The sequence below is a fragment of the Pseudomonas sp. RIT778 genome (assembly GCF_019718735.1).
Taxonomy (GTDB): domain Bacteria; phylum Pseudomonadota; class Gammaproteobacteria; order Pseudomonadales; family Pseudomonadaceae; genus Aquipseudomonas; species Aquipseudomonas aphyarum.
Genome location: NZ_JAIHBA010000001.1, coordinates 102739 through 116951 on the forward strand (window position 1 = coordinate 102739; position 14213 = coordinate 116951).

11 protein-coding genes and 2 tRNA genes are annotated in these 14213 nt (G+C 60.2%); 8 read left to right on the top strand and 5 right to left on the bottom strand.

Features of this window, described 5'->3' with window-relative positions; genetic code table 11:
* Nucleotides 1-19 precede the first annotated feature (19 nt).
* Nucleotides 20-1027 carry a DUF481 domain-containing protein gene (locus K5E37_RS00485; RefSeq protein WP_007954986.1) on the bottom strand — a complete coding sequence of 336 codons (1008 nt, stop codon included), beginning with the start codon at nt 1025-1027 and terminating at the stop codon, nt 20-22.
* Nucleotides 1028-1203: 176 nt separating this feature from the next.
* Between K5E37_RS00485 and K5E37_RS00490 the strand changes: the two genes are divergently transcribed.
* The 4 genes from K5E37_RS00490 (at nt 1204) to K5E37_RS00505 (ending at nt 5950) form a co-directional block, all read left to right on the top strand.
* Nucleotides 1204-1545 (top strand): MGMT family protein, encoded by a 342-nt coding sequence (locus K5E37_RS00490; protein ID WP_011332761.1) that lies wholly within the window; start codon nt 1204-1206, stop codon nt 1543-1545.
* Between the two features lie 43 nt (nt 1546-1588).
* On the top strand, nt 1589-3148 hold the full coding sequence (locus tag K5E37_RS00495) for an AmpG family muropeptide MFS transporter (protein WP_085605327.1): 1560 nt from the start codon (nt 1589-1591) through the stop codon (nt 3146-3148).
* Between the two features lie 115 nt (nt 3149-3263).
* Nucleotides 3264-4979 (top strand): proline--tRNA ligase, encoded by a 1716-nt coding sequence (locus K5E37_RS00500; RefSeq protein ID WP_115076782.1) that lies wholly within the window; start codon nt 3264-3266, stop codon nt 4977-4979.
* A gap of 17 nt (nt 4980-4996) precedes the next feature.
* The gene (locus K5E37_RS00505; RefSeq protein ID WP_007954977.1) at nt 4997-5950 is read left to right on the top strand and encodes a hypothetical protein; all 954 of its coding nucleotides are present in this window, start codon (nt 4997-4999) and stop codon (nt 5948-5950) included.
* 49 nt (nt 5951-5999) lie between these two features.
* Here the strand turns inward: K5E37_RS00505 and dinB are convergent, their stop codons facing one another.
* Nucleotides 6000-7061, bottom strand: a complete 1062-nt coding sequence (gene dinB, locus K5E37_RS00510) for a DNA polymerase IV (protein ID WP_221532879.1) — start codon at nt 7059-7061, stop codon at nt 6000-6002.
* A 280-nt stretch (nt 7062-7341) separates the two neighbouring features.
* On the opposite strand from dinB, the gene K5E37_RS00515 reads away from it, so the two are divergent.
* The 4 genes from K5E37_RS00515 (at nt 7342) to K5E37_RS00530 (ending at nt 11922) form a co-directional block, all read left to right on the top strand.
* Nucleotides 7342-7418, top strand: a tRNA-Met gene (locus K5E37_RS00515).
* Between the two features lie 212 nt (nt 7419-7630).
* Nucleotides 7631-7707, top strand: a tRNA-Met gene (locus tag K5E37_RS00520).
* 280 nt (nt 7708-7987) lie between these two features.
* A complete protein-coding gene (gene mprF / locus K5E37_RS00525; RefSeq protein WP_221532880.1) occupies nt 7988-10627 on the top strand; it encodes a bifunctional lysylphosphatidylglycerol flippase/synthetase MprF in 2640 nt (879 codons plus the stop codon).
* The gene (locus K5E37_RS00530; protein WP_064593891.1) at nt 10627-11922 is read left to right on the top strand and encodes a virulence factor family protein; all 1296 of its coding nucleotides are present in this window, start codon (nt 10627-10629) and stop codon (nt 11920-11922) included. Before mprF ends, K5E37_RS00530 begins: the two co-directional genes overlap by 1 nt.
* Nucleotides 11923-12028: 106 nt before the next feature.
* Here K5E37_RS00530 and K5E37_RS00535 read toward each other — a convergent pair whose 3' ends face one another.
* From K5E37_RS00535 to K5E37_RS00545, 3 genes are read right to left on the bottom strand one after another with little or no spacing between them, the layout of a single operon-like run.
* The gene (locus tag K5E37_RS00535; protein ID WP_221532881.1) at nt 12029-12700 is read right to left on the bottom strand and encodes a PP2C family serine/threonine-protein phosphatase; all 672 of its coding nucleotides are present in this window, start codon (nt 12698-12700) and stop codon (nt 12029-12031) included.
* The gene (locus tag K5E37_RS00540) at nt 12697-13395 is read right to left on the bottom strand and encodes a hypothetical protein (RefSeq protein ID WP_221532882.1); all 699 of its coding nucleotides are present in this window, start codon (nt 13393-13395) and stop codon (nt 12697-12699) included. The genes K5E37_RS00535 and K5E37_RS00540 overlap by 4 nt, the downstream gene beginning before the upstream one ends.
* A 1-nt stretch (nt 13396) precedes the next feature.
* A complete protein-coding gene (locus K5E37_RS00545; protein ID WP_085605319.1) occupies nt 13397-14164 on the bottom strand; it encodes a MarR family transcriptional regulator in 768 nt (255 codons plus the stop codon).
* Nucleotides 14165-14213 lie beyond the last annotated feature (49 nt).

Genomic DNA, 14213 nt, shown 5'->3' on the forward strand with positions numbered 1-14213 from the left:
CTGCGATCTTTTTTGTTGCTTACCAGGCGACGCCGAAGCCGGCGGTGTAGCGGGTCTTGCTCAAGTCCGCATCCTCGGTGCCGCTGATGATGTCGCGCTCAGCCTTGAGGTTGAGGGATGCCCAGTCGGTGACCTTGTAGCGCAGGCCCATTTCCGCATCCAGCGCATAATCGGCCACACCGGACAGCGGCTTGCCGACTTCGCCATTGGTGAAGAACTCTACCTTCTTGCCGATCAGGTAGCGGTTGTAGTCCCACTTCATGGCGACTGAATAGAAGTTGTCCTTGCTGCCATCGCGATACTGGTAGTCGGTGCGGTTGAGCAGCGAGCCCAGGGAGAATGCCCCCAGCTCGTCATCCCAGAACTGGTAACCCGGACCGGTACCGACCACGCGCTGGCGCGCCAGCTCTTCGATGTGATCGCGCTTGTAGTTCAGGCGGCCCTGCCAGAACCACTTGTCCGTCAGGAAGCGGTCGAGTGCGTACTCGGCGCGCCAGTTGTCGGTGGTGGTCACGTCGTCCTGCACTTCGCGGTTGTACTCGCCCTCGGCGGTGTGCCGCCAGCGACCATGGCGGGCGGACGTCTTGAAGCCGATGTCGTAGTCGTCGGTGTCCTTTTCCGCACGCTGATAATCCAACGCCAGGTCGACATTGCCCTTCCACACCAGGTCCTCGACCACCGGTTTGGGCTTGAGAATCTGCTGAATGCTCGCCAGCTCCACGGTTTTCGGCGCTTCGCCGTTGGCCAGAGTGACCTTGCCGTCTTCGGCGGCGCTCAGCGACTTGGCCTTCTCGCCGTTGTAGGCGTCCTGCTTGACCAGCAACTCCTGATCGCTCTCCAGGGTCTTGACCTGCTTCCAGTCGATGGTCACGGCACCCGCGTACTGGGTCTGGACCAGCAACTTGCCACCGTCGAACAGCGTGATTTTGCCGCTCAGCTTGTCACCGTTCTTCAACCAGACGGTATCGGCAAGCAAGGGTGTGGACGCACTGAAGACAGCAAGGCACAGCAGGGTTCTGGACAACATAAGCGAATCGGGGACTCTGGTTTGCGAAAAAGGGTCGGCATTATCCGTAGGAATAATTCCCTGACAAGGAGTGACCCGGCTATTTCTGTTGAGTTCATTTCTCAATTGCCCCTCCACCGATTACGCTTAAGGACATAACGCGATCAAGCTCAGGAACCGCGCACGTGACAGACCCGATGCATGCCTGCGAAAACGATCCGCAAATCCGACGCACGGCACTCTATTCCACCCTCGCCCAAGTGCCTGAGGGCAAGGTCGTCAGCTATGGTCAGTTGGCCGAACTGGCGGGGTTGGGGCGCGCCGCCCGCTGGGTCGGCCGGACCCTGAGCCAATTGCCCGGCGACACCAAGCTGCCGTGGCACCGCGTACTCGGCGCCGGCGGTCGGATCAGCCTGCCGGCGGGCAGCCCGTCCGGGGACGAACAGCGGGCACGATTGCGCATGGAAGGCATCACCGTCCTGAACAATCGTGTGGATATTCGGCGCCATGGCTGGCGTCCGGTAGAGCACAGCGGTTAGAGTGCGCGCTTTGTTTTCGCAATCTTGAGGCAGACTTCAGCCCATGCCCCGTAAAACCTGGCGCGCCGCGCTCGCCGCCTATGCCAGTCCTTCGACGCTCGTGCTGTTGTTGCTGGGTTTCGCCGCCGGCCTGCCGTACATGCTGGTGTTCTCGACACTTTCGGTCTGGCTGCGTGAAGCCGGTGTGGCCCGCGAGACGATCGGCTACGCCAGCCTGATCGGTCTGGCTTATGCCTTCAAATGGGTCTGGTCGCCCCTGCTCGACCAATGGCGCCTGCCGTTGTTGGGCAAGCTGGGGCGCCGCCGTTCGTGGCTGGTACTTTCACAGACGCTGGTGATCCTCGGTCTGATCGGCATGGGCTTTTGCGACCCGCAGAAACACCTGTCCTGGCTGATCGCTATCGCGGTGGTCGTTGCATTCGCCTCTGCCACCCAGGATATCGCCGTCGACGCCTATCGACTGGAAATCGCCGAAGACAACCGCCAGGCCGCACTGGCCGCCAGTTACATGTCCGGTTATCGGGTTGCTGCGCTGCTCGCGACGGCCGGTGCACTGTTCTTCGCCGAGGGCTTCGGCTCCACCGGCTTCAACTACCAGCACTCCGCCTGGACCGGCACCTACGTGCTGTTCGGCGCTCTGATGGTCCCTGCCCTGCTCACCACCCTGCTGATGCGCGAGCCGCCCGTGCCGCTGCGCACCCAGTTGCAGGCCGGGCGCTACACCTTCATGCATCAGTTGATGTCGGTGTTCGTGCTGATCATTTTGCTGGTGTCTGTGCCTGCGATGTTCACCCAACTCTACAACACCGATTTCGCCAGCGTGCTGTTCGGCGACATGAGCCCGCTGGACCTGCTGCTGGAAGACCGGGCGTTCCTGCGTGCGATTCTCTACACCACGCTGACTTGCCTGTGCCTCTCGGCCATGGGGCGTCGCGGTCTGGCGCCAGTGCTGACGCCGGTCAACGACTTCATCCTGCGCTACCGCTGGCAGGCGCTGCTGTTGCTCGGTCTGATCGCCACCTATCGGATGTCCGACACGGTGATGGGCGTGATGGCCAACGTGTTCTACATCGACCAGGGCTTCACCAAGGACCAGATTGCCAGCGTCAGCAAGATCTTCGGCCTGATCATGACCCTCGTCGGCGCCGGCATGGGCGGCCTGCTGATCGTGCGTTTCGGCATCCTGCCGATCCTGCTCATCGGCGGCGCTGCGTCGGCGGCCACCAACCTGCTGTTCCTGATGCTGGCCGACATGGGTCCGAACCTGCAGATGCTGGTGGTGACGATCTCCCTCGACAACTTCAGCTCGGGCCTGGCCACGTCGGCGTTCGTCGCCTACCTGTCGAGCCTGACCAACCTGAAGTTCTCCGCGACACAGTACGCCCTGCTCAGCTCGATCATGCTCCTGCTGCCACGCCTGATCGGCGGCTACTCCGGGGTCATGGTGGAGAAATTCGGCTATCACAACTTCTTCCTGATCACCGCGCTGCTCGGTGTTCCGACCCTGGTGCTGATCGCCCTGCACTGGTTCCAGGAAAGCCGCCGCGAAGGCCCGACACCGACGCCGGAACCTGCACCGACCTCCGTCGCGGAAGAATCGTAAGACATCTCGCACCCGGCGAGAGGGTTCGCGCCGGGGTTGCACTTCTGTACGTCGGCGGATCTCGCCGTTACACTGCTCCGTCATTTCCAGTCATAGCAACCGACAACGGCCAACCATGCGCACCAGTCAATTTTTGCTCGCCACACAGAAAGAAACGCCTTCCGACGCGGTCGTGATCAGCCATCAGCTGATGCTGCGCGCCGGCATGATCCGCAAACTCGCCTCGGGCCTGTACACCTGGCTGCCGATGGGCTTGCGAGTGATGCGCAAGGTGGAAGCCATCGTTCGCGAAGAAATGAACGCCGCCGGCTCTCTGGAAGTGTTGATGCCGAGCACCCAACCGGCCGAGCTGTGGCAGGAATCGGGGCGCTGGGAAGAATACGGCCCTGAGCTGCTGCGCATCAAAGACCGCCACGGTCGTGATTTCTGCGCGGGCCCGACCCACGAAGAAGTGATCACCGATCTGATGCGCAACGAGTTGAGCAGCTACAAACAGCTGCCGATCAACCTGTACCAGATCCAGACCAAATTCCGTGACGAAATCCGTCCACGCTTCGGCCTGATGCGCGGTCGCGAATTCATCATGAAGGACTCGTACTCCTTCCATGCGGATCAGGCGTCGCTGCAGATCACCTACGACCGCATGCACGAAGCGTACTGCAACATCTTCACCCGCCTGGGCCTGAAGTTCCGTCCGGTGGAAGCCGACAACGGTTCGATCGGTGGCGCTGGCTCCCACGAGTTCCACGTGCTGGCCGAGTCCGGCGAAGACGATATCGTCTTCAGCAACGGTTCCGATTACGCGGCGAACATCGAAAAAGCCGAAGCCGTGCCGCGTGAAACCTCGCGCGCCGCGCCAAGCGAAGAGCTGCGTCTGGTCGACACACCAGACACCAAGACCATCGCGGCCCTGGTGGAGAAATTCAATCTGCCGATTGAAAAGACCATCAAGACCCTGATCGTGCACGCCGAAGAAGAAGGCAAGCTGATCGCGCTGATCATCCGTGGCGACCACGAGCTGAACGAAATCAAGGCTGCCAACCAGCCAGGCGTTGCCAGCCCGCTGGTCATGGCCTCCGATGCCGAACTGCGTGACGCCATCGGCGCCGGTGCCGGCTCCCTCGGCCCGCTGAACCTGCCGCTGCCGATCATCATCGACCGCTCGGTCGAGCTGATGAGCGACTTCGGCATCGGTGCCAACATCGACGACAAGCACTACTTCGGCGTGAACTGGGAGCGTGATCTGCCGGTTCCGACCGTGGCCGACCTGCGCAACGTCGTGGCCGGCGACCCGAGCCCTGACGGCAAGGGCACCCTGGAAATCAAGCGCGGCATCGAAGTCGGGCACATCTTCCAGCTGGGCAACAAGTACAGCAAGGCGATGAAGTGCGAAGTGCTGGGCGAGAACGGCAAGCCGGTAACCCTGGAAATGGGTTGCTACGGTATCGGTGTTTCCCGCGTGGTGGCTGCCGCCATCGAGCAGAACAACGACGAGAACGGCATCATCTGGAGCGACACTCTGGCGCCGTTCCAGATCGCTCTGGTGCCGCTGCGCTATGAAACCGAGCTGGTGCGCGAAGCCACCGACAAGCTGTACGCGGAACTGACCGCGGCCGGCTTCGAAGTGCTGCTGGACGACCGCGACAAGAAAACCAGCCCGGGCATCAAGTTCGCGGACATGGAGCTGATCGGCATTCCGCACCGGATCGTGGTCAGCGACCGCGGCCTCGCCGAAGGCAACCTGGAATACAAGAGCCGTACCGAAGGCCAGGCGCAAGCGCTGCCGGTTGCCGACGTGCTGTCCTTCCTTCAGGCCCGTATCCGCCGCTGAAACCAGATAGAGACGTCATGTTCAAGCGAAACACCTTAGGCCTCGGTGGTGCCGCCCTGTGCGGCACCCTGCTGGTCAGCGGCTGTGCCAATCACATGTCACAACGCAGCGAGCACGAGGAACGTGTCGAGCGCAAACTGCTCGATCACAGCCTGCAGATCGATGTCGGCGAGCCCAAGGTGCTTGAGCTGCCGCAACGGCGCGTGAAGATCAACGAACAGAAGACCTTCGAAGTCACAGAATTCGAGGTCACGCGCCATTACGACCGTTACACGCCTTACCAGCCATGGCGGGAGATCTACGAGATTCCGCTGGGCGCGGTGGCGGTGGTCGGCGGCGTCGGTGCGAACGTGGTCAACGTGTTTGCCCTCGGCAATCTGCCCGACAGCGTGACACGGGACTGGCTCAGCTACGGTTTCGCCGGGCTCAACCCGTTCATGAACGTGCAATCGAACGGTCGCGCGCAACAGAATCTGGCCGGCATCGACGAAGTCCAGCGCGACAAGCGCACGGAGTATTCGAGCCTGCCGTGGAGCGAGCGCCCGGTTCAGGTCAAGGCCGGCAAGCAGACCTTCGACATGACCACCGATCGCAACGGCGTGCTGCGTCTGAACCTGCTGGACAGCCCGTTCGCCGAAAACGACCTCAATCATGTAGGCAAACTGCAGATCAGCGTCGAAGACAGCAAGGATGACGTGCATTCCGATTCGTCTCTGGCGATCAGCACTCACCTGCGCGGCAAGCTGCTGGAGGCTCACGGGCTGATCTACGACGATCTGGAAGACGACGAAGTGAGCCAGTGGGTACACCGGGTGAAGCGTCTGTCGGAACTGGGTCTGGAAGAAGAAGCCAGTGAACTGGAACAAAGCCTGATCGAACTGACCCGCAACGATCCTGAGTTGCAGGCCGAATTCCTCAAGTCCCTGACCCGGGATGCGGGGCGTCTGGTGGCGGATCCGGGGCCGAACTGAACCCCCCTGAAAAAATGCCCGAACCTGGTTCGGGCATTTTTTTGTCCGTCTATCGCTCGAACAACTCCATTTGTTCGAACCCGCCGCGTAAATCCTCCAGCCGCACGCCCACTCCCAATAGCCGCACCGGTTTGCCACCGCGGTTGAACGCCTGCGTCAGCATCAACTGGTAACTGCCCAGATCCCGCCCTGCCCCGGCCTGCTCCAGTGTGGTCTGGGTGAAATCGTGAAACTTCACTTTGACGAATGGCTTGCCCGGCCGGTAGCTGCTGTCGATCCGCGCCATGCGGGTTTTCAGGGTTTCCAGCAGCTCGGGGAGCTTATCGAGACAACTGCGCAGATCCGGCAGATCGACGTCGTAGGTGTTTTCGACACTGATCGACTGACGGCGGCTGTCGTTATGTACCAACCGCTCATCGATCCCACGGGCCAGACTCCACAAGCGCTCGCCGAAACTGCCAAATTCCCGCACCAGCGCCAGCTTGTCCCAGTCGCGCAATTGCAGACAGTCACTGATACCCAGCTTGCTCAACTTGTCGGCCGTGACCTTGCCCACCCCGTGCAACTTGCTCACCGGCAAGCCACTGACGAAGTCTTCGACCTGATCCGGGGTGATCACGAACAAGCCGTTGGGCTTTTTCCAGTCGCTGGCGATCTTGGCCAGAAACTTGTTCGGCGCCACGCCGGCGGAGACGGTGATGTGCAACTGATTGGACACCCGGCGGCGAATGTCCTGGGCGATCCGCGTGGCGCTACCGCCGAAATGCGCGCTGTCCGAGACGTCGAGGTACGCCTCGTCCAGCGAAAGCGGCTCGATGAGGTCGGTGTAATCGCTGAAGATCGTGTGAATTTCTTTCGACGCCTCGCGATAGGCGTCCATTCTCGGCTTGACGATGGTCAGGTCCGGGCACAGCTTCAAGGCGTGTCCAGAGGACATCGCCGAGCGAACCCCGTATGCACGCGCCTCATAGTTGCAGGTGGCGATCACCCCGCGCCTGTCCGCCGAGCCACCGACCGCCAACGGCTTGCCGGCGAGGCTCGGGTCATCCCGCATCTCGATGGCGGCGTAGAAACAGTCACAGTCGACGTGGATGATTTTTCGCTGAGTCATGACAGAAAAGGAAACATGGCGAGCCGGACCGGCAGTATCTCACTGACACCTGTATATAGCACCAGTGGTATGAATGTTCTTTTCAGTTTGTAGGAAACGACCTTTGAATTTATTTTCTCAATCGAAAACCAACCTCCAATAGAGCTGAAACCCTTGCTGTGCCTGACCTGCAGCCTCTGAAAAGACCGTCCGTCAGCGCTAACCGATTGAAGCTGAAGAGGTTTTATCCAAATTGAAGGTTGACACCCCGGCGTTCCTCTGTAGAATGCCGCCACACAGACGCGGGATGGAGCAGTCTGGTAGCTCGTCGGGCTCATAACCCGAAGGTCGTCGGTTCAAATCCGGCTCCCGCAACCAAACATCAGAAAAGGCCAATCGAAAGATTGGCCTTTTTTGTGCGTGTCTGTTTTTCACGACGATGCACGGCGTTCTGCAAACAGGAATCCGTTTCAATTCCGAAACTTAAGCAGCCACCTGCGACCGTTTGCCGCGATTGCACACTTATTTGACCCTTCTCGGGATTATCGGTTGACACCCCGCCGTTCGCCTGTAGAATGCCGCCACACAGACGCGGGATGGAGCAGTCTGGTAGCTCGTCGGGCTCATAACCCGAAGGTCGTCGGTTCAAATCCGGCTCCCGCAACCAAACATCAAAAAAGGCTACTCGAAAGAGTGGCCTTTTTTGTATCTGTGGAAAAAGTCCTTTCGCAACAATGATCTGTCACTGTGCAGTGAACCGTTCAGGATCTTCAGACCCGCCAAGTTGCGACTATGCTTGAAGTCGCAGGCAAGGCGTCTGCAATCCAGGAGCTGCCCTCGCCGATCCCCGGTGAGAGGCGTAGTATTTTGTGATTATTTTTTTCTACAGGGATTGGTTACTTGGCTGGATACCTCCATCCTGTCGCGCACAATCCAAGAGGTGATTGATGCGCGCCAACTCGTCTGATTCACAAGACACCGTCACAGCGACCCCACCGATCAAGCCTGAGCGTCTGCGCCTGCTGGATCGGATCAGCAAATACCGGCAACCGATCGGTCTGGCGGTCACGTTGCTGCTGTTCGCCATCGCGCTGATTGCCTGTCGCCATCTGCTCAGCGAACTCGATCTCGACGCCCTGCACGACTCGATTCTCGACGTGCCGAAACCGGCCCTGCTCGGCGCCCTCGGTGCGACAGTCGTCGGCTTCATCATTCTGCTCGGCTACGAATGGTCGGCCAGTCGGTATGCCCGCGTGACGCTGGCACCGAAAACCCTGGCTCTCGGCGGTTTCACCGCGTTTGCCATCGGCAATGCCATTGGCCTGTCGATGCTGTCCGGTGGCTCGGTGCGTTACCGTTTATATGCACGGCATGGCCTGGGCGCTTCCGAAGTCGCGCACATGACCCTGTTCGCCAGCCTGTCACTGGGCTGCGCCCTGCCGCCGCTGGCTGCACTTGCGACCCTGAGCAACCTGCCCGCCGCCTCACAGGCACTGGGGCTGTCCGAGACTTTATTGGGGACGATTGCCGGCGTAGTGCTGCTGCTCGGCGCGATTCTGGCCATCGGCATCTATCGCCGTCGCCTGCCGGAACAACCTTATCCGGACAACCTGCTGGTCCGAGCCGGTCGTCGCACCCTGCGCCTGCCGGGTCGCCGCCTGACGTTCCTGCAACTGGTCATCACCGCCCTCGACGTCGCCGCCGCTGCAACCGTCCTTTATCTGCTGCTGCCGGAAGCGCCGCCCTTCGGTGCCTTCCTGCTGGTTTATCTGCTGGCGCTGGCGGCCGGTGTACTCAGTCACGTTCCGGGTGGTGTGGGTGTCTTCGAAGCGATTCTGCTCGCGGCGTTCGCCGACAAACTCGGTGCCGCTCCACTGGCTGCCGCCCTGCTCCTGTATCGCCTGATCTATGTGGTGCTGCCGTTGCTGGTGGCCTGCGTGCTGTTGCTGATCAACGAAGGCCAACGCCTGTTTCAATCGCAGACCATGCGTGCGGCGTCCGGTCTGGCGGCACCGATTCTCGCAGTGCTGGTGTTCCTGTCCGGCGTGGTGCTGCTGTTTTCCGGCGCGACGCCAGAGATCGACACCCGCCTGGAGCACATCGGCTTTCTGATTCCTCACCGTCTGGTCGACGCTTCGCACTTTGGCGCCAGCCTGATCGGCGTGCTGTGCCTGATGCTCGCCCAGGGCCTGCGTCGCCGGTTGTCGGCGGCGTGGATGCTGACCACCATTCTGTTGCTGGTGGGCGCCCTGCTCTCGCTGCTCAAGGGTTTCGACTGGGAAGAAGCGACCCTGATGACCCTCACCGCCGCGCTGCTGGGGGTATTCCGTCGCTCGTTCTACCGCCCGAGCCGTCTGACCGAACTGCCGTTCTCGCCGCTGTATCTGGTCGCCAGCCTGTGCGTACTCGGTGCTTCGACCTGGCTGCTGCTGTTCGCTTATCAGGACGTTCCGTACAGCCATCAACTGTGGTGGCAGTTCACCCTCGACGCCGACGCCCCGCGCGGCCTGCGCTCGCTGCTCGGTGCCGCCGTGTTGCTGCTGGTGATCGCCCTGACCTGGCTGCTGCGCACCGCTCGCCCGGTGATCCATCTGCCGACACCCGATGAACTGGAACGCGCCTCGAAGATTCTGATGGCCTCCTCGCAACCGGACGGCGGCCTGGCCCTGACCGGCGACAAGGCGCTGCTGTTTCATCCCAACGACGAAGCCTTCCTGATGTACGCCCGCCGTGGCCGCAGTCTGGTGGCCCTGTACGACCCGATCGGCCCCGGCCAGCAACGGGCCGAGATGATCTGGCAGTTCCGCGACCTGTGCGACATCCATCACGCCCGGCCTGTGTTCTATCAAGTGCGCGCCGAGAACCTGCCGTACTACATGGACATCGGCCTGACCGCGATCAAGCTCGGCGAGGAAGCCCGGGTCGATCTGCATCGCTTTGACCTGGAAGCCAAGGGCAAGGAGATGAAGGACCTGCGCTACACCTGGAACCGTGGCACCCGTGACGGCCTGTCGCTGGAGATCCATGAGCCGGGCCAGGCGCCGATGGATGAGCTCAAGGTGATTTCCGATGCCTGGCTGACCGGCAAGAACGTGCGCGAGAAAGGCTTCTCCCTCGGCCGTTTCAGCGATGATTACCTGAAGCATTTCCGCATCGCGGTGATTCGCTTCGAAGGCCGCCCGGTGGCGTTCGCCAACCTGCTCGAGACCTACAGCCATGACCTGGCCAGTCTCGACCTGATGCGCGCGCACCCGGACGCCCCCAAGCTGACCATGGAATTCATGATGGTCGGTCTGATTCAACACTATAAGAGTCACGGATACGCGCGCTTCAGCCTGGGCATGGTGCCGCTGTCGGGGTTGCAACCCCGGCGCGGTGCACCGCTGACCCAGCGTCTGGGCTCGATGGTTTTCCGCCGTGGTGAGCAGCTGTACAACTTCCAAGGCTTGCGCCGCTTCAAAGACAAGTTCCAGCCTGACTGGGAACCCCGTTATATGGCCGTGCCCGCCGGACTCGATCCGCTGGTGGCGCTGGCCGACACTGCTGCCCTGATCGCGGGCGGCTTGACTGGATTGGTGAAACGCTGATGATTCAACGCTCCCTGAAGTACATCCTGGTCGCACTGCTGGTGCTGGCCGCGATTGCCGGTGGCGGTTTCTGGTACCTCAAACGCCCGGCACCGGAACCGACCCTCGAACAGCTCACCCCGGCCGATGGCGCCGCCATGACCCGGGTCATCCCCGGCACCAAGCCCAAGGCGCAGGTGCTGGTGGCGGTCAACGACGACCAGAAACTCAGCGACAAGCAACTGAGCACCCTGAGCCGCAGCGCTTCGGCGCAGATCGTTCAAGTGATCCTGCCCAAGGACTGCCTGCTGCAAAGCCGCGCCCTGCAAGCCGGCCTGCGCGAACTGAACGGCCCGGCGACCCTGGTCAGCGGCATCGGCCCCGGAGCCGTCCTGGCATGGCGCTGGTTGTCCGAGCAGAAAGACGACAAGGCTCAGGCTGTCTCCGTCGACCTGGCCTTGGAAAAACCCGGCTGCACTCACCTGTTGCCAAAAGCCGCCGCCCACGGCCACTGGCTGGTGGCGTGGAACGACAACCCGGACGACACCAGCGCCGGTTTCGTGCGCGATCAACCGAACGCCGAAACCAGCATCAGCGACTACGACATCAACCTGCCGCAAGTGCTGAACAACGAACTGCGCAAGATCCTCGTCGGCGGCGACAAGGCCAACGGCGGCCTGCAGATTCCGGTGGTGGAAGTCCCGGCCGGCCAGGCCAAGGACACCGTCACCCTGTTCCTGTCCGGTGACGGCGGCTGGCGCGATCTGGACCGCGACGTGGCCGGTGAAATGGCCAAGATCGGCTACCCGGTCGTCGGCATCGACACCCTGCGCTACTACTGGCAGCACAAGAGCCCGGAACAGAGCGCCCTCGACTTGACCGAACTGATGCAGCACTACCGCCAGAAATGGGGCACCAAGCGCTTCATCCTGACCGGCTACTCGTTCGGCGCCGACGTCCTGCCGGCGATCTACAACCGCCTGCCGGAAACCGAGCAGCAACGCGTCGACGCAATCATCCTGCTGGCCTTCGCCCGCACCGGCAGCTTCGAAATCGAAGTCGAAGGCTGGCTCGGCAACGCCGGCAAAGAAGCCGCCACCGGCCCGGAAATGGCCAAGCTGCCCCCGGCCAAGGTCGTGTGCATCTATGGTGAAGAAGAAACCGACGAAAGCGGCTGCACCGACAAGACCGCGGTGGGCGAAGCGGTGAAACTGCCTGGTGGCCACCACTTCGACGAAAACTACCCGGCACTGGCCAAGCGCTTGGTGGACTTGATCGAGAAACGCCAGAACACGGCGCAGGTGGCGGAAGAGTGATCTGAAGCGCACCAACGAAAAGCCCCCGCAACCTTAGGGTTGTGGGGGCTTTTTTACGCAAACTTGAAACACTTCCTGCCAGTCAAACCTTATATCGATGCCAAGACTAAAACTGAACATCTATCCATGTGATGTCATCTTCAACTTCGATACAGCTGCCATCTGGCTCTGCTAACAAGCTGCTTTGCTGCGACTCGGTTAGCTCCGCCCAAAAGCCATCGGTTGCAAACACCAGTCGCTCACTTAAAGCCAATGGATAAAACACAAAATCAGGGTTCGGCGCGCGACTCACCTTCAAGCATCGAGTCACCCGGTGCCGAGCGGGATCTTGCGCCAGCTCGAAGTGGGAACGGTCACGTCTCCAATTGGCTTTACAGTGCGGCGACGTAATCCATTCGATCGTGCCTGCCGACGTCACAACACCGCATGAACAATCACCCTCATACGCAAGCGTGAGTTTGCCATGAGCAGCGACACCCACCACATAACAAGCGGCGCCTGTCTGGCTTGCAAACAAGACGGGATGGAGGTCGGCCAGCATAGAAACCAGTACCTGTTCAACCGCTCCGTACTCAGTGATATCGAGGCCCTGATCAAAATGTTTTGACCAGATCGCTAAAACACCTTCCACAAAGGATTCAGCCAACTGGCCACTGCCAACCCTCGAAGTACCGTCTGTGATAACAAATACGCCGCTCTCTCCATCACAGAGCGCTCCAGCAAAGTCATGATTGGTTTGCCTGGCTCGCCCCGTTACCGATCTGGCGTGGTATTTCATGCGCTGCCCAGTTCTTTCATGCGCCCATGAATGATTTGCCCTCTTCCTGGATTGGCCTGTACCGAGCCCGAGCTTTCAATCACATAGTCGATGCCACCGAGCCGCCTGAGTGCTCGAACTCCAGTCGTGATGAACTCCTTGAGCTCGGACTCCGCTTGGCGAACCTCTTCTAAAAGCTCTGGACGTCCATCAATCAAGATAATGATGTCTTCGACATCTTTATGGTATGGATCGCCACCGCCCCGACCGCTGAAGGCTTCCAGTTTTGTCGCGAGAAAATAGGTCGGTTTGAATATCTGGATGACGGTACCGCTGGGCAACGTAAATTTATCAGCCCGTGCCAACCCCTCTACAAACCAGCGGTTGGCGTATCCGAGAACTTCGGGATCAGAAGGCATCACGTCAACGACGATATCGTTGAAGCGGAAACGACAGTTGACTTCATCCTCGCCGGTAATCTTGAAATTCCTGGCTGCCAACCGTTCGGTAAGCTGCTGCCAGGCGCTAATACCTGCCAGCTCGATCACCAGGTCAACGTCATCGGTGAAACGAATGTCGTCCAGCACAACAGCATCCGTTACCAGCATGGCTGTGGTGCAACCTCCGACAAAGGCAACCTCAGCGAGAAACGCCTCTCCCAAGCCTTCGGCGACAAACTCTATTAGCTCGTAGTTGTGATCAGCGTTTGATGACATGTTATTTCAGTCCCATTCCTGCTTTTAGAATGTTGACTGCGACACCGCACTCTCGCGGGCCTCCAAGGCGGATCGCATCAGCAAGCGCAAGATAGTGATAAAGAATCCTGTCCTTCTTCACCGCTTCCGGCACTGTCTTGTAGAGCGGCTCTATTGCCTGACCACGCTCCGTTCCAAATGCATCAGGCCAGACCGGAATCAGTCCACCAGCACTTTTGATGCTTTTGGACAGTGCCGGTGCTGCGAAACCCGTCGGGATACCGCGAACCATTGCACCGGGCTTTACAGGAAAGAAGTATTTCAGAGCGTGCTCGGTGATGCTCAGTAGCTGCCGCCGATTAACCTTCGCCAGCCCTGTCTCATAGTCATTGGTGAGCAGGCCGGACTCACGACACCTGGCGATGGAATTTGAAACCTCGCTTTTGCTTAGCCCGAGAGCAGCAGACAACGCACGCAACGAGTAACCCTCACTCCAGCTTGTCAGGGGCGGAACAGCCACAGGCTCCGACCACCCCTCCCATCCTGCCTCATCGTTCAAGGCCGAATCGAAATCCTGTCGCCGGAAAACAGTATCTTCACCGTCAGTGGAGTAGGTGACCAATGGCTGCCCCACCCGCCCACCTGCGGTCATTTGGCTGACCACATAAGGCTTCAACAACTCCTCAACCCTGTTCGAATTCGACTCTGACTCCATTACACCAAGGAGGTTTTCCTCCTGAGCGTGAAGGCTGGCCATCTTGAATAAAAGCAAAATATCTTGACTCTTCATGAAGCGTAAAACTCCAAGTGTCCACATTCCATAAAACGTGGACACTTGT